This window comes from Streptomyces sp. NPDC026246 (assembly GCF_055567995.1).
Genome location: NZ_JBVHPJ010000004.1, coordinates 309,664 through 324,650 on the forward strand (window position 1 = coordinate 309,664; position 14,987 = coordinate 324,650).

Sequence of the window (14,987 nt, forward strand, 5' to 3'; positions counted from 1 at the left end):
CGCTGACCTGCGCCGCAGCCCGGTCCGGAGGTGACTGTCAGTGGTGGGGTGCAGACTGGCCGATGTCGGAGGAGAAGGCGTCGACGGTGACGCCGCGGAGGTGATCGGCATGACCGAGGTACTGCTCGCCGTGGGCACGCGCAAGGGCCTGTTCATCGGGCGCCGCCGGGACGGCGGGGCCTGGGAGTTCGACGAGAGTCCCTACTTCAACGCGCAGGCCGTGTACTCGGTCGCCATCGACACCCGCACCGCGTCCCCGCGGCTGCTGGCCGGCGGCGACAGCGCGCACTGGGGCCCGTCCGTGTTCCACTCCGACGACCTCGGCCGGACGTGGACCGAACCGGCCCGGCCGGCCGTCAAGTTCCCCAAGGACACCGGCGCTTCCCTGGAGCGGGTGTGGCAGCTGCACCCGGCGGCGGCCGAACCCGACGTGGTGTACGCGGGCACGGAACCGGCCGCGCTGTACCGCTCTGAGGACCGGGGCGAGACGTTCGACCTTGTGCGGCCGCTGTGGGAGCACCCGACGCGCTCGAAGTGGGTGCCGGGCGGTGGCGGCGAGGGGCTGCACACGGTGCTCACCGACGCGCGCGACCCGAGAGCGGTGACGGTGGCCGTCTCGACCGCCGGAGTGTTCCGCACCCTGGACGGCGGCGCGAGCTGGACACCCTCCAACTCCGGTGTGTCGGCGGTGTTCCTGCCCGACCCGAACCCGGAGTTCGGCCAGTGCGTGCACAAGGTCACCCGGGACGCAGCGGACCCGGACCGGCTGTACCTGCAGAACCACTGGGGCGTGTACCGCAGTGACGACGCGGGCGCGCACTGGACGGACATCGGTGAGGGCCTGCCCTCGACGTTCGGTTTCGCGGCGGCGGCCCATCCGCACCGGGGCGACACGGCGTACGTGTTCCCGATCAACGCCGACGCCGACCGGGTTCCGGCGGACCGCCGTTGCCGGGTCTACCGGACGGCGGACGCGGGCAAGAGCTGGGAGCCGTTGTCGGCGGGCCTGCCCCGCGACGACCACTACGGCACGGTGCTGCGGGACGCCATGTGCACGGACGACGCAGACCCGGCGGGCGTCTACTTCGGCAACCGCAACGGCGAGGTGTTCGCTTCGGCGGACGACGGGGACAGCTGGCAGCAGCTGGCCTCGCACCTGCCGGATGTGCTGTGCGTACGCGCGGCGGTCGTCGGCTGAGCTGAACAGGGCGTCCACGTCCGGCGTCCGGTGTCCGGGTGTCCGGCGTGCGCGAGCCGCCGGGCCACCGGGTCGCCGAGCCACCAGGTCGCCGGGTCACCCCAGGGTCGGCCCGCGTCCTGCGGGGGTCTGCGGGCCCTGCCCGTGGTGCGGGGCACCCCCGCCGAGCGCGGGTTGCGGGACTCCTCAGGCGGGCGGTCCCGGCGGCGCGGCAGGGTTACGGAAGCCGCCAGTCGACCGGCTGGCCGCCCAGCTTCATCAGCAGGTCGTTGGCCCGGCTGAACGGGCGTGAGCCGAAGAAGCCGCGGTCCGCCGACATCGGTGAGGGGTGGGCCGACTCGATCGCCGGGAGGTCGCCCAGCAGGGGTCGCAGGTTGCGCGCGTCGCGGCCCCACAGGATCGACACCAGCGGCTTGCCGCGTGCGGCCAGCGCCCGGATCGCCTGCTCGGTGACCTCCTCCCAGCCCTTGCCGCGGTGCGCGCCCGGCTTGCGGGGCGCGGTGGTGAGGGCCCGGTTGAGCAGCAGGACGCCCTGCCGGGTCCACGGGGTCAGGTCGCCGTTGGACGGGCGGGGCAGGCCCAGGTCGGAGTGCATCTCGCGGAAGATGTTCTCCAGGCTCCCCGGCAGCGAGCGCACCTCCGGCGCCACGGCGAAGCTCAGGCCGATGGCCATCCCCGGCGTGGGGTAGGGGTCCTGGCCGACGATCAGGACGCGGACGTCGTCGAAGGGTTGCTGGAAGGCGCGCAGGACGTTGGCGCCGGCCGGCAGGTAGGTCCGGCCCGCCGCAATCTCGGCGCGGAGGAAGTCCCCCATGGCGGCGATGCGTTCGGCCGCGGGTTCCAGGGCCTTCGCCCACCCTGCTTCGACAAGTTCGTGCAACGGTCGTGGTGCCACGACGCGTCACTCTACTGGCAGACACCGTGCACCGGCGCCGGTCACGGGTCGTCGCCCCGTGCCGGGGCCACGCCGCTAGTGTTCCTCCCCGTCGAGCTCGCGGGCGCGGCCGGGCGGAAGGCGCGGCCGCGCCCGCCGTGAAGGAGGGGTCGTGTCGCGTCCCGTGGACTGCGGGTTCCTCGCCGTGGACTCCGGCGGGTCCGGACTTCGGGTGGTGGTGGGAACCGCCGAGCGCGGACCGCTGGCCCGGCGGGCCTCCGCCGAACCGGTCCGCACCGGTGCCAGGGGCATCGACCCCGAGCACTTCATGGCGCAACTGATCTCGCTCGTGCGCGCGTTGACGGCGGAGACCGGCCCGGTACGGCTGACCGCCGCCGTCGTGGGCGCGGCCGGGCTGGCCACCCTGGGCGCGGGACTGCGCGCGGAGGTGCCGGGCGCCCTGGCGCGCGAACTGGGTGTGCGACGGGTGGCGCTGGCCGCCGACGCGGTGACGGCGTACGCGGGGGCCCTGGGTGCCCGTCCGGGTGCCGTCGTCGCGGGCGGCACCGGTCTGATCGCGATCGGCACGGATCTGACCGGCTGGCGCCGGGCGGACGGCTGGGGGCACCTGCTGGGCGACTGCGGGGGCGGGGCGTGGATCGGACGGGCCGGGCTGGAGGCCGCGCTGCGGGCGCACGACGGCCGGGAGGGCGGCTCCGCCCGGCTGCTGGCCCGTGCCGAGGAGGCGTTCGGGCCCGCGGCGGGCCTGCCCGGCGCGCTGTACCCGCGTCCCGACCGCCCCGCCGTCCTCGCGTCCTTCGCACCCCGGGTGGCCGACTGCGCGGACGAGGACTCGGTCGCCGCGGGCATCCTGCGCGCGGCGGCCCGGCACATGGCCGACTCCGTGGCAGCGGTGTGCCCCCGCGGCGGGGAACCCTACGTGGCCGCGACCGGCGGACTGTTCGGGATGGGCGAGGTGCTGCTCGGCCCCCTCGACGAGGAACTGGCGCAGCGGCTGCCGCGGGTGCGCAGGGTGCCCGCGGAGGGAGATCCCCTGCACGGCGCGGTGCGTCTGGCGGCCGAGCTGAGCACCGGCTCCCTCGCCCTGCCGGGTGACGAGGCCCTGCTCAGCGTCACCACCCTGACGGGCGATTGACCCCATCACACCCGAACCGTCCGCAACTCATCCGACAAAACGGGACGGATACCGCTCACCTGGACCCTCCCCGAACAGGGGAGCCCAGGAAGCCAGTAACATGCGACGCCATGAGTTCCCCCACTGGGCCCGCGTCCGGCCTGCCAGTACGAATGCCGCGCCCCCGCCAGCCCGGACGGCACCGCCGCCCCGAGCCGCTGGTGGCTCCCGAGGGCGCGCCGGCGCTCGTCCTCGCGGTCCCGGGCACGCCCAGCAGCGCCACGCGAGGCCTCGCCGAGGAGGTCGTGAGCATCGCCCGCTCCGAGCTGCCCGGCCTCGACGCCCGCATCGGGTACCTGGACGGGGACAACGAGGAGTTCCCGACCCTGCAGTCGGTGCTCGCGTACGCCGCCGAGGAGCGCACCGCCCGCTTCGAGCAGGCGCGCGCCGCGGGCCTGGACGTGCGCGAGCCGGACGGGCCGGTCGCCGTCGTCGTGCCGTTGCTCGCCGGTCCGGACAGCGCGCTGCTGCGCCGGGTCCGTCAGGCCGTGATGGAGAGCCGGATCGCCGCGGAGCTGACGGACGTGCTCGGTCCGCACCCGCTGCTCGCCGAGGCGCTGCACGTGCGGCTGTCGGAGGCCGGTCTGGCGCGTGCCGACCGTGCCCGGCTGTTCACCGTGGCGACCGCCGCCGACGGCATCGTCCTGGCGTCCGTGGGCGGTGACGAGGCGGTGCAGGCGGCCGGGATCACCGGCATGCTGCTCGCCGCCCGCCTTGCGGTGCCGGTGATGGCGGCGGCCCTGGACCAGGAGGGTTCCATCGCGTCGGTGGCCGAGCAGCTGCGTTCCTCCGGGTCGCAGCAGCTGGCCCTCGCGCCCTACCTGATCGGCCCGGAGATCGAGCCGGGGCTGGTCCAGGAGGCCGCGAAGGAGGCGGGTTGCTCGGCCGCGGAGTCGCTCGGCGCCTACCCGGCGATCGGAAAGCTGGCCCTCGCCAAGTACACGACGGCCCTCGGCATCACGCCGCAGCAGGCGCAGAGCACGCCGGCGCGCTGACGCGCCGCACGGCACAGCACGACGAAGGCCCGTTCCGGCGCGGAGCGGGCCTTCGTCGTGCGTGCGGGACCGGCCAGCCGCTGATCACGCTGGACGGTCAGCCGGTGATCACGCACGCCGGTCAGCCGATGATCACGCAGGCCGGTCAGCCGATGATCACGCAGGAGGCGGCCGGGAGCTCGACCGAGCCCTCGCGGTGCGGAACGCCCGTGTCGGGGTCCACCGTGAACCAGGTGACGTCACCGGAGCGCTCGTTGGCGACGTACAGCCGGCGGCCGTGGGCCGTGAGGGCCCGCGGCCAGTGGCCTCCGCAGGGCACCGTGGTGACCAGCCGCAGGTCCTCGCCCTCGACGGCGAGGACGGACAGCACGTCCTCGCCGCGGGTGGCGGTCCACACGAAGCGGCCGTCGCAGGACACGGCGATGCCCGACGGGTAGGCGTCGCCCGCCGGCGCGCCGGGCAGGACGCCGGTTTCCGCGAGGGGAGTGAGCACGCCCCCAACCGCGTCCCAGCGGCAGACGGTGACGGACGGGCGCAGTTCGTTGACGACGTACGCGCGCGTGCCGTCCGGGTGGAAGGCCAGGTGCCGGGGCCCCGAGCCGGGCTCCAGGGCGGTCTCCCGGTGCAGGACCGGGACACCGTCGGCCAGGGTGCACACCCGCACCGAGTCGGTGCCGAGGTCGACGCTGACGGCCCAGCGGCCGCTGGGGTCGGGCTGCACCTGGTGGGCGTGCGGTTCTCGCTGGCGCTGCGGGCAGGGCCCGGATCCGGTGTGCCGCAGCGCGCCGGACGCCGGCCCGGTGAGGGCGCCGTCGGGGTGCAGGGGGACCGCGGTGACGCTTCCGGAGCCGTAGTCGGCGGTGAGGACGTGTCCGGCGAACACGCCGAGGTGCGTCGGCCCGTCCCCGACCCGGACGGCGGGCCCGGCGGGCTCCGGTTCGTCCCCGCCGACCCGGTACGCCGTCACCGTGCCCTCGGAGGTCTCGCTGACGGCGTAGAGGATGTCGCCGCCGGGTGAGAGGGCGAGATAGGAGGGGTCGGCGGGGTCGTCCAGGCGGCTCAGGACGGTCAGTGCGCCGCTGTGGGCGTCGACGCGCGCGGTGACGAGGCCGGGGCCGCCGGCCGTCGTGAACGATCCGATGTACGCCCGGCTGCCGTCCGTCACCGCTGTCCCCTCTCATCGCGAGCCGTCCGGAAGGACCGCGCAGCCGATCATGCGCGGTCTAGACCAACGGGTCAAGGGGGCCCCTGGTGTCCTCAGGCCCCGACCAGTGGGGAGCCGGAGGGGGCGTGCAGGGGCCGGGCGAGTTCGGCGAGGGCCCTCTCCAGGCCGTGGAGGTGGGCGAGAGCGGGCTCCGAGACGGCCGGCCCGTCCGCGTCGAGGGCGATGTCGCGGCCCTCGGTGAGGGCCTCGACCGCCGTCTCCACGCGCGCGCAGGCCGCGGCGAGGCGGGCGTCGTGGGAGGCCTCCGGGTCGGCGGCGACGGCGACCAGGCCGCGGATCTCCCGGGCGCAGTCGTCGAGGAGGTCCAGTACGTGCCGGGCCCGCCGCTTGCGCCCGAGCACGGGGTTCAGGGGGTGCACCAACGGGGCGACCGAGAGCCGCACCCGGGCGAGGAGCTGCTCCAGTTCCGCCACCCGCGGGGCCGGGTCGGCGTCGGGCGCACCCGCCAGGCGCCGGGCGGTCTCGGTGGCGCAGGCGTGCACACAGCCCAGCGCCCGCCGGATCCAGGCGTCGGTGACGCTGTGGGTGGTGACGGGCAGGACCAGGATCACGGCCAGGACCGCGCCCAGCGCCCCGACCACCGTCTCGGCGAGCCGCAGGGCGAGCAGGCCGGGGCCGAGCACCCCGAGGAGGCCGTAGAGCAGCCCGGCGAGCAGCGTCACCCAGAGCATCATCCAGGTGTAGGAGACGGCCGCCGTGTAGAAGATGCCGAAGACGCAGACGGCGGCGAGCAGGGCGGTGCCGACCGGGTCCCCGTGGACGGGCACGGCGACCAGCAGGCCGAGGCCGATGCCGATGACCGTGCCGAGCAGCCGCCGGAAGCCGCGGACCAGGGTCTCGCCGCGCGAGGTGGTGTTGACGAAGATCCACCAGGTGGCGCCGACGGCCCAGTACCAGCGTTGGCCGGACACCAGCTGCCCCACGATCAGGGCGAAGCCGGCGCCCGCGGTCGCCTGCACCGCCTGGCGGGTGGTGACGCGGGCCAGACCGGTGCCGCCCGGCGGGGCGGGCGGGACGGGCAGGGGCAGGCGCCGCTCGTAGCACCACAGGCCGAAGCGCACCGCGGCGGCGGCCAGTACGGACAGCAGGACCGCGGCGTACAGCTCGGGCAGCTGACCGGTCGTGGCGTGCAGGAACTGCGCCACGAAGAAGTTCATGAAGGCGAAGACGCCGAGGCTGTGGCCGCGCGGGCCCCACCGGCGCGCGTACACGCCCGCGCCGACCACGGCGAGGAAGGTGAGGTCCCGGGCGACCGGGTGGTCGTGCAGGACGGCCGCCGCGGTGAGGACGGGCAGGCCGACGACGGGCAGCAGCGCGGTGGTGACGGCCTGACCGCGCACGGTGGCGTCGGTGACGGTGAACAGGGCGAGCAGGGCGGCGAGGCCGCCGGTGACGGCGCCCGTCAGGGAGTGCCCGGCGAGGCCGCTCAGCGCGACCGCCAGTGCGATGCCGAGCACCGCGCGCGTGGCGAACCGCAACCTCGTCCGCCCCGGATCCGGAGCCGTGAACACCCTCTTCAGCACCGCTTACCGCCCCCTTCGTCCCGGCACGTGGCCCGGGCATGGAAAAGGCGCCGCGGGGTCCGCAGCGCCATCGACTCACCTATATCAGCATCCCGTCCGCCAGTGGCTCAACCGGCTCCTTCTAGACTGGGCCATTGGCACAGCCAGGACCGCATGGGAGCGGCCATGGCAGAGCCATCGGACGAGGAGGACGTGCGATGCCCGTGGACGCGCTCGACACCCGCATCCTGCGGCTGCTGCTGGAGCAGCCCCGTACGAGCGTGCGCGAGTACGCCCGGATCCTCGGCGTCGCCCGGGGCACGCTCCAGGCGCGGCTCGACCGGCTGGAACGGACCGGGGTGATCACCGGCACCGCGCCGGCCCTCTCCCCCGCCGCGCTCGGGCACCCGGTGCTGGCGTTCGTGCACGTCGAGGTCACCCAGGGACATCTCGACGAGGTGGGTGACGCGCTGGCGGCCGTCCCGGAGATCGTCGAGGCGTTCTCGATCACGGGCGGCGGGGACCTGCTGGCGCGGGTGGTGGCGCGGGACAACGCGCACCTGGAGGACGTCGTCCAGAAGCTGATCAGCATGCCCGGGGTCGTACGCACCCGCACGGAGGTCGCCCTGCGCGAGCGCGTCGCGCACCGGCTGCTCCCGCTGGTGGAGTCGATCGGGCGGTCTGCCCGGCAATGACCTTTGAGAGCATGGCGGCATGAGCAGGCTCCGCGGCATATCGGTCGTCTTCGATCTCGACGGAACGCTGGTGGACAGCGAGCCGAACTACTACGAGGCCGGCCGACAGACTCTCGCCGCCCACGGCGTCCCGGACTTCACCTGGGCGGACCACGAGCGGTACGTCGGTATCAGCACGCAGGAGACCGTCGCCGACTGGAAGGACCGGTACGCCCTGCCGGCCACGGTGGAGGAACTGCTCGCCGCGAAGAACCGGCGCTACCTGGAGCTGGCGCGCGGCGCCACCCGCGTCTACCCGGAGATGCGCGCCTTCGTGGACCTCCTGGCCGCCGAGGGCGTGCCCATGGCGGTGGCCTCGGGGTCCTCGCCGGAGGCGATCACGGCGGTGCTGGCCGGCACCGGCCTCGACGCGCACCTGCGCACGGTGGTCTCGGCCGACGAGGTCGCGCACGGCAAGCCGGCACCCGATGTCTTCCTCGAGGCGGCCCGCCGTCTCGGCGCGGCCCCGGCCGGCTGCGTCGTCGTCGAGGACGCGGCGCCGGGCGCCGCCGCCGCGCACGCGGCCGGCATGCGCTGCATCGCCGTCCCGTACGTCCCCGCGCAGGCGGACGCCCCCGAGTTCGCCACGGCCGGCCTCCTGCTGCGGGGCGGGCAGCGGGAGTTCACGGCGCGCATCGCGTACGACTGGCTCGTGCGGTCGGCGGCCCTTTCCTGACGACCGGGCGGGTGTACGAAGTTTTTTGCGGCGGAGGTGATTGTTTCGCCTGCGCCGTCCGTACCTCCTGGTGTTGGGCCGTTCATCTCCAGGAGGCACGATGCGCATCTCGCGCAGCACGGCAGGAACCGCGTTCGTGGGCGGTGCGATGATCCTTACGCTCACCGCGCTCGCCTATCCCAGCATGCTGGGCGTGCAGAACACGGCTTCCAGCCAGGACCGCATCATCGCGAACACCCAGTGGGGCCCGCTGACCGAGGCGGACCGCGACTTCGTGGTCCGGGTGCGTGCGGCCGGGCTGTGGGAGTACCCGCTGGGTCAGATGGCGATGGAGAAGGGCACGACGCCGGCGATGAAGGAGGTCGCCAAGCACCTGCTGGTGGGCCACGGCCGCCTCGACGCGTCGTGCCGCAAGCTCGGTACGGACCTGGGCATCACGCTGCCGAACGAACCCTCCCCGCAGCAGCAGCAGTTCGTGGCGACGGCGGAGAGTGCCTCGGGCAAGGAGTTCGACTCCACGGCGGTGACGATCATGCGGGTGGCGCACGGGGGCATCTTCCCGACGATCGCCAAGATCCGGGCGACCACCCGCAACAGCCTCGTGCGGGAACTCGCCGACCAGACCAACGACACCGTGCTCGACCACATCACGATCCTGGAGAAGACCGGACTGGTCAATCACGAGCAGGTGGCCTTCCAGATCACCGCCCCGGCGAAGCTTCCGCAGGACCAGACGACGCCCCCGCCGCCGCAGGCGGGCGCGCCGGTCCGGGTGCTGCCGGTCCCCGAGAACCTGAAGGACTTCCAGACGGTCGCCCCCAACCCGACCCTCGCGCCGCAGCCGTCCCCCACGGCGGGCTGAGCGGTAAGGGAAGGGAAGGGAAGGTCAGGGCGTCCGGCCCGGGCCGGGCCCCCATCCGTGCGGACGGCCCAGGTGCGCCCAGGTCACGGGCCGAACGGCATCCGGGCCGGTCGTCGGGACGGGTGCCCGGCCTCGTGTGTCAGGAGCGCCGACGGGGCTTGCCGCGCTTGCCGCTCCCCTTTCCGGCGTCTGAGCCGGCCTGCCGCGTGCCTCCTGCGCCCTTCGAGGTGCCGCCTCGGGACGTGCCACCCTTCGATGCCCCGCCCTTCGCGCCGCCCTTCGCGCTGCCTTTCGCGCCGCCGCCGGCGCCGCTCCCCCGGCGGTCGGCTCCGGGGCGTCCGCCTGCCGCCGGCTTCCGCCGTGCCCCGTCCTGCTCCGCCCGCCGGGATTTCTCCTGGGCCGGGGGCTGCGTACGGCCCCGTGTGCTGTTGACCGTCCGGCCGCGGACGATGCCGATGAAGTCCTCGACGAGGTCCGTCTTCGCGTCCTCGGGCCAGGCGAGGGCCACGCTCGAACCCGGTGCATCCTCCAGGGGGCGGTGGGTGAGGTCCTTGCGGTGGTGCAGCCGGGCCAGGGACAGGGGGACGATCAGGACGCCGATGCCGGCCGCGACCAGCTCGACCGCGTCGGCCGTGGTGGCGGGCCGTTCGAGGGCGGGCCGCCCGGGCAGGCCCTGCTCCCAGTCGAGGACGTCGTCGAGGGGGTGCAGCACGATGTCGTCGGACAGGTCCTCCGGCGTGACCTCGTCGACGGCCGTGACCAGATGGTCCTTCGGCACGACGACGACCGTCTGCTCGGTGTACAGGGGGATCGCGCTGAAGACCGCGCGGTCCACGGGCAGCCGGACGAGGCCCGCGTCGGCCTCCCCCGCGCGCAGCCGTCCGGCCGCGTCCGGCGCGGGTACCTGCGTGAGCGTCAGCGGGACCTCGGGGTGCCGCCGGCTCCAGACGCGCACCCACTTGTCGGGCATCACCCCGGGGACGTAGGCGAGCCGGAACGAGGGGGATGCTGCCGAGTCTGTCACCCGGCCAGGTTACCGGCCCTGGTCAGCGGCCGTGACGCCACGGAACCGTCCCCGTCCGGCCGTGGGCGGTGGCCGTGGTCGGAGGCGGGGCGCGCGGTCGATACGCTGGACGGCATGACGTCGCACCAGAGCACCCAGACGATGAAGCCCGCCACCGCGGCGAAGAAGCTGGGTGTGTACCTCGAGGCCACCCCCGCCGAGTTCCGGGAGGGTGTCGTCTCACGCGCCGAGCTGAACGAGCTGCAGGCGAACCCCCCGCAGTGGCTGCGGGAGCTGCGGCGCGACGGCCCGCACCCCCGCCCCGTCGTCGCGGCCAAGCTGGGCGTCTCCATCGCGGGTCTCGCCCGCGGCGGCGTGACCGAGCCGCTCACCACCGAGCAGATCGAGGCGCTGAAGCAGGAGAACCCCGAGTGGCTCCAGCGGGAGCGCACGACCCAGGCGGAGGTCCGCAAGGAGGCCGCCCGCATCAAGAAGAAGCACGCCGAGCGCGGCTGATCCGGCCCGCTCCCGTACGGCCCCGACCGGTCCGCCCGGTCGGGGCCGTCGTCGTGACGCCACGGTCCGCCGATGTGCCGGTCCGGACAGGGGCACCCGGTGGTCCGGAGTTGACCGGCGCCTTACGGATCGCGCACGCGGCCGCCCGCTTCCGACCGTTGCCCGACCGGCCGGGACGCCAGGCCGCGCCACCCCTTCCGGGACGTAGAAATATCTACCAGCATGGTTGTGGCCGGGCGGGACGCGGAACACCGCGGGCCCCCGGTCCGTGTCCCGCGCGCCCGCGGACGCGGAGCCGCCGACCGTGCCTGGGGTGAGCATGCGGAGCGTCATGGGGAAACAAGCCGTCGAGTGGCTCGCCGCGGCCGCCACGGACCCGCAGGCGTGCAAGCGGGAGTGGGACCACGGCACGGGCACGATGCTCGTGGAGGCCGGGCGGTACTGGGACGTGCTCAGTGTTCCCGACCGGCTGGGGCTGCTCGCCCTGGACATCCTGTGGCGCGATCCGCTGAGGCTGCCCGGCCCCACCCTGGTGGACTCGGCCGCGCGCAGGGTGGGGTTCTTCCTGCCGCCCGACCCGGTCAGCGAGTGGGTCGGGGACGGGGTCCGGCACGTGGGGCGGGGCTCCTGGATCGCCGTGCCCCCGCCGTACCGGCCCGCCGGTCGGCTGGAGTGGCTCGTCCCGCCGGACGGTTCCGGGGCGCTGCACGCGCCCGGCACCCTCGAAGCGGCGCTGCGGAAGGCCACCGGCACGCTCGCCGTGCTGACTCCGGCCAGTGCGGAACCCGCCGTGCCGGACGGCTGGTGAGCGCTCCGGAGGGGGCGGCCCGGCCCGGGTGCCGGCCCGCCGTCCCGGCGCCGTCCGCGGGTCAGATCTCGCTGTCGGCCGGGGCGGCGAAGGAGACCCATTGCCCGTCGCGGTGTCCTGGCGCGGCGTCGTGAGTGACCGGCCCTTCGGCGGCCGGTGCCGCGCGAAGTGCCGGATGCCGGGCGTATCCGCTGGTGAGTTGGGCGTACGAGCGGGGCGCGGCCTCGTCACCGGGCGGGCGCCGCGCCGTCTGCGTGCTGTCCATGCTCGGTGAACGCGGCAGCGCGCGCCGGTGGTACGCGGTGCCGGCCCCGATCCGTCGGTCCGGGTGAACCCGTCACCCGGACGGCGGCACCCGGGGAGCCGGGCCCAAGTGCCGCCGGACCAGTCGCTGTTGCCGCTGCCGGACCATTCGCCGTCCGCGCTGCCCGACCGCTCGACCGGGGCGGGCGCGTCCGGTAACACTGACCTGACGCCGGGACGACGGTACGACGGCAGGGAGAGGCCATGTCACAGCGCCCTGACCTCCGGGAGCGCAGGAGTGTGCTGGAGCACGAGTGGTCACGCTGGGTGCCGCGGCTGAGCGTCCCGGGGACGCGGCCGGGCGGCAGCCCGAGCCTGCGGCACGAGGTGACGGAGTCCTGGGCGCGTTCGCTGGGCAGTGTCGATCCGGGCCGGGACAGCGCCCCGATCGCCGACGGCGGGGCGGTGCACCAGCGGTGGACGTCCTCGCCGCTGTACGGCCCGGTCACCGGCCTCGCCGGGGAGTTGCGCAGCATCGCCGAGGACGCCGGGTTCGTCACCGCCGTCACCGACGAGTCCGGCACCATCCTGTGGACCTGCGGCGGCCCGACCATGCGGCGGCGGGCCGAGCGGGTCAACTTCGCCCCCGGCGGCCGCTGGGACGAGCAGGCGATGGGCACCAACGCCCTGTCGCTCACGCTGCGCACGGGACGTCCCAGCTCCGTCTTCTCCGCCGAGCACCTGGTGTCGGCCCTGCACGGCTGGGTCTGCTACTGCGCGCCGGTACGGGCTCCCGACGGCCGGGTCCTCGGCGTGCTCGACCTGTCCACCACCTGGGACCGCTCGCACCCGCTGGCGATGTCGACCGTGCGGACCCTGGTGTCGACCGTCGAGGCCCGCCTGACAGCCGAGCAGCCCCGGCCGGGGCGGCTGCGGATCAGCTGCCTGGGTGCCGGGCATGCTGTGCGGGGAGAACGCCGACTGGCCCTGCGGCCAAGGCAGTTGGAGATCCTCACCCTGCTCGCGCTGGAGCCGGGCGGCTTCTCGGCGGAGCGGCTGCGCGCCGCGCTCTACGGAGACCGGCCGGTCACCTCCTCCACCGTCAAGGCGGAGATCTCCCATCTGCGCCGGGCCCTGGGCGGTGGCGTCTCCGCCCGGCGCTACGCCCTGACCGTCCCGGTGGCCTGCGACGCCGTCGAGGTGCTGCGCGCGCTGGAGCAGGGCGACATCGACGGCGCGCTGCGCCACTACGGCGGCCCGCTCCTCCCCCGCTCCGAGGCCCCCGGTATCGGCGAGTGGCGCATGCGCCTGGAGGTGGCCGTCCGCGAGGCCGTCCTGGCGAGTCCCCGCCCGGAGCACGCGCTGCGCCACGGCGAACGGGCCCCGTACGACACGGAGATCCACGAGCACGCGCTCAGGCTGCTCGGTCCACGGGACGCCCGGCGCGCGATCGCGGCGGGCCGGCTGACGGCGGCCCTGCGCGACTGACCCTCCGGCCGGGCACCGGGCGCTGTTCCGGCGCACCAACCTTGCGCCAACCTCCGCGGAGCACAGTGCGGGGTGTCACGACGGCACGGGCCGTCGCCAGCCCTTCACCGAGGAGAGCCGCCATGGTGTACGCGCAGCCCGGAACGGACGGCAGCATCGTCACCTTCGCCCGCCGCTACGACAACTTCATCGGAGGCGAGTGGACAGCCCCCGTCGAGGGCCGCTACTTCGAGAACCCGACTCCCGTGACCGGCACGGTGTTCTGCGAGGTCGCCCGCTCCACCGCGGCCGACGTCGACCTCGCCCTGGACGCGGCGCACCGGGCCGCCGACGCGTGGGGCCGCACCTCCACCGCGGAGCGCGCGAGGATGCTCAACCGGATCGCGGACCGCATCGAGGTGAACCTGGAGAGGATCGCCGTCGCGGAGACCTGGGAGAACGGCAAGCCGGTCCGCGAGACCCTGGCCGCCGACATCCCCCTGGCCGTCGACCACTTCCGGTACTTCGCCGGGGTGGTCCGCGCCCAGGAGGGCAGCATCGCGGAGATCGACGCCGACACGGTCGCCTACCACTTCCACGAACCGCTGGGCGTGGTCGGCCAGATCATTCCCTGGAACTTCCCGATCCTGATGGCCGCGTGGAAGCTGGCCCCCGCGCTGGCCGCCGGCAACTGCGTCGTCATCAAACCGGCCGAGCAGACACCCGTGAGCCTCCTCTACGTCGTCGACCTGATCGCCGACCTGCTGCCGCCGGGTGTGCTCAACGTGGTCAACGGCTTCGGTGTCGAGGCGGGCAAGCCCCTGGCCTCCAGCCCGCGGGTGGCGAAGGTGGCGTTCACCGGCGAGACCACGACCGGCCGCCTGATCATGCAGTACGCCAGTGAGAACATCATCCCCGTGACGCTGGAACTGGGCGGCAAGAGCCCGAACATCTTCCTGCCCGACGTCATGGCCGCCGACGACGACTTCCTGGACAAGGCGGTCGAGGGATTCGTGATGTTCGCCCTGAACCAGGGCGAGGTCTGCACCTGCCCGTCCCGCGCGCTGGTCCCGTCGTCGATCTACGACGACTTCATGGCTCGCTGCGTCGCCCGCACCGAGGCCATCGTCGGCGGCGATCCGCTGGACCCGGCCACCATGATCGGCGCACAGGCGAGCAACGACCAGTACGAGAAGATCCTCTCCTACCTGGACATCGGCAGGAAGGAGGGCGCGGAGGTCGTCACGGGCGGCAGGCCCCGCGCGGTGCCCGGCCTCGATGGGGGCTACTACATCGAGCCGACCATCTTCCGCGGCACCAACGACATGCGGATCTTCCAGGAGGAGATCTTCGGCCCGGTCGTCTCGGTCACGACCTACGACTCGGTCGACGAGGCACTCAAGATCGCGAACGACACCTTGTACGGTCTGGGCGCCGGTGTCTGGAGCCGGGACGGCAACACCGCCTACCGTCTGGGCCGCGAGATCAAGGCGGGCCGCGTGTGGACCAACTGCTACCACGCGTATCCGGCGCACGCGGCGTTCGGCGGCTACAAGAAGTCGGGCATCGGGCGCGAGACGCACAAGATGATGCTGGACCACTACCAGCAGACCAAGAACATTCTCTGTTCTTACAGCCCTCAGAAGCTTGGGTTCTTCTAGAGCCTGCATTCGGGTTGCTTGGAGGTAT

The 14,987-nt window shown here is 74.0% G+C and carries 15 protein-coding genes; 10 read left to right on the plus strand and 5 right to left on the minus strand.

Annotation, left to right across the window (positions count from 1 at the left end; all coding sequences use genetic code 11):
- Positions 1 to 40: 40 nt before the first annotated feature.
- Positions 41 to 1,198 (plus strand): WD40/YVTN/BNR-like repeat-containing protein, encoded by a 1,158-nt coding sequence (locus ACZ4M5_RS13375; protein ID WP_467736103.1) that lies wholly within the window; start codon positions 41 to 43, stop codon positions 1,196 to 1,198.
- A 217-nt stretch (positions 1,199 to 1,415) separates the two neighbouring features.
- On the opposite strand, the gene ACZ4M5_RS13380 is transcribed toward ACZ4M5_RS13375, so the two are convergent.
- Complete coding sequence (locus ACZ4M5_RS13380; protein WP_467736105.1) at positions 1,416 to 2,093, minus strand: uracil-DNA glycosylase; 678 nt, start codon at positions 2,091 to 2,093, stop codon at positions 1,416 to 1,418.
- Positions 2,094 to 2,256: 163 nt separating this feature from the next.
- Here ACZ4M5_RS13380 and ACZ4M5_RS13385 point away from each other — a divergent pair, with 163 nt between their 5' ends.
- Together ACZ4M5_RS13385 and ACZ4M5_RS13390 are read left to right on the plus strand one after the other, a co-directional pair.
- On the plus strand, positions 2,257 to 3,228 hold the full coding sequence (locus tag ACZ4M5_RS13385; protein WP_467736564.1) for an N-acetylglucosamine kinase: 972 nt from the start codon (positions 2,257 to 2,259) through the stop codon (positions 3,226 to 3,228).
- 110 nt (positions 3,229 to 3,338) lie between these two features.
- Entirely contained in the window at positions 3,339 to 4,262 is a 924-nt protein-coding gene (locus ACZ4M5_RS13390) for a sirohydrochlorin chelatase (RefSeq protein WP_467736107.1), read from the plus strand.
- Between the two features lie 145 nt (positions 4,263 to 4,407).
- Here the strand turns inward: ACZ4M5_RS13390 and ACZ4M5_RS13395 are convergent, their stop codons facing one another.
- The gene (locus tag ACZ4M5_RS13395) at positions 4,408 to 5,427 is read right to left on the minus strand and encodes a lactonase family protein (RefSeq protein WP_467736109.1); all 1,020 of its coding nucleotides are present in this window, start codon (positions 5,425 to 5,427) and stop codon (positions 4,408 to 4,410) included.
- Positions 5,428 to 5,519: 92 nt separating this feature from the next.
- Positions 5,520 to 7,010, minus strand: a complete 1,491-nt coding sequence (locus ACZ4M5_RS13400) for an FUSC family protein (protein ID WP_467736111.1) — start codon at positions 7,008 to 7,010, stop codon at positions 5,520 to 5,522.
- Between the two features lie 197 nt (positions 7,011 to 7,207).
- On the opposite strand from ACZ4M5_RS13400, the gene ACZ4M5_RS13405 reads away from it, so the two are divergent.
- The 3 genes from ACZ4M5_RS13405 (at position 7,208) to ACZ4M5_RS13415 (ending at position 9,261) form a co-directional block, all read left to right on the plus strand.
- Positions 7,208 to 7,684 (plus strand): Lrp/AsnC family transcriptional regulator, encoded by a 477-nt coding sequence (locus ACZ4M5_RS13405; RefSeq protein ID WP_467736113.1) that lies wholly within the window; start codon positions 7,208 to 7,210, stop codon positions 7,682 to 7,684.
- Between the two features lie 19 nt (positions 7,685 to 7,703).
- Positions 7,704 to 8,399, plus strand: a complete 696-nt coding sequence (locus ACZ4M5_RS13410; protein ID WP_467736115.1) for an HAD family hydrolase — start codon at positions 7,704 to 7,706, stop codon at positions 8,397 to 8,399.
- Positions 8,400 to 8,499: 100 nt separating this feature from the next.
- Positions 8,500 to 9,261 (plus strand): DUF4142 domain-containing protein, encoded by a 762-nt coding sequence (locus tag ACZ4M5_RS13415; protein WP_467736117.1) that lies wholly within the window; start codon positions 8,500 to 8,502, stop codon positions 9,259 to 9,261.
- 139 nt (positions 9,262 to 9,400) lie between these two features.
- On the opposite strand, the gene ACZ4M5_RS13420 is transcribed toward ACZ4M5_RS13415, so the two are convergent.
- Positions 9,401 to 10,285, minus strand: a complete 885-nt coding sequence (locus ACZ4M5_RS13420) for a LysR family transcriptional regulator substrate-binding protein (RefSeq protein WP_467736119.1) — start codon at positions 10,283 to 10,285, stop codon at positions 9,401 to 9,403.
- 114 nt (positions 10,286 to 10,399) lie between these two features.
- On the opposite strand from ACZ4M5_RS13420, the gene ACZ4M5_RS13425 reads away from it, so the two are divergent.
- Together ACZ4M5_RS13425 and ACZ4M5_RS13430 are read left to right on the plus strand one after the other, a co-directional pair.
- Positions 10,400 to 10,780, plus strand: a complete 381-nt coding sequence (locus tag ACZ4M5_RS13425; protein ID WP_398108504.1) for a DUF5997 family protein — start codon at positions 10,400 to 10,402, stop codon at positions 10,778 to 10,780.
- Positions 10,781 to 11,099: 319 nt separating this feature from the next.
- A complete protein-coding gene (locus ACZ4M5_RS13430) occupies positions 11,100 to 11,588 on the plus strand; it encodes a hypothetical protein (RefSeq protein WP_467736566.1) in 489 nt (162 codons plus the stop codon).
- Between the two features lie 61 nt (positions 11,589 to 11,649).
- On the opposite strand, the gene ACZ4M5_RS13435 is transcribed toward ACZ4M5_RS13430, so the two are convergent.
- A complete protein-coding gene (locus ACZ4M5_RS13435) occupies positions 11,650 to 11,853 on the minus strand; it encodes a hypothetical protein (protein WP_467736122.1) in 204 nt (67 codons plus the stop codon).
- A 242-nt stretch (positions 11,854 to 12,095) separates the two neighbouring features.
- On the opposite strand from ACZ4M5_RS13435, the gene ACZ4M5_RS13440 reads away from it, so the two are divergent.
- Positions 12,096 to 13,319 (plus strand): GAF domain-containing protein, encoded by a 1,224-nt coding sequence (locus ACZ4M5_RS13440; RefSeq protein WP_467736124.1) that lies wholly within the window; start codon positions 12,096 to 12,098, stop codon positions 13,317 to 13,319.
- Positions 13,320 to 13,441: 122 nt separating this feature from the next.
- Positions 13,442 to 14,959 (plus strand): aldehyde dehydrogenase, encoded by a 1,518-nt coding sequence (gene adh, locus ACZ4M5_RS13445; protein ID WP_467736126.1) that lies wholly within the window; start codon positions 13,442 to 13,444, stop codon positions 14,957 to 14,959.
- The last annotated feature ends 28 nt before the right edge of the window (positions 14,960 to 14,987 follow it).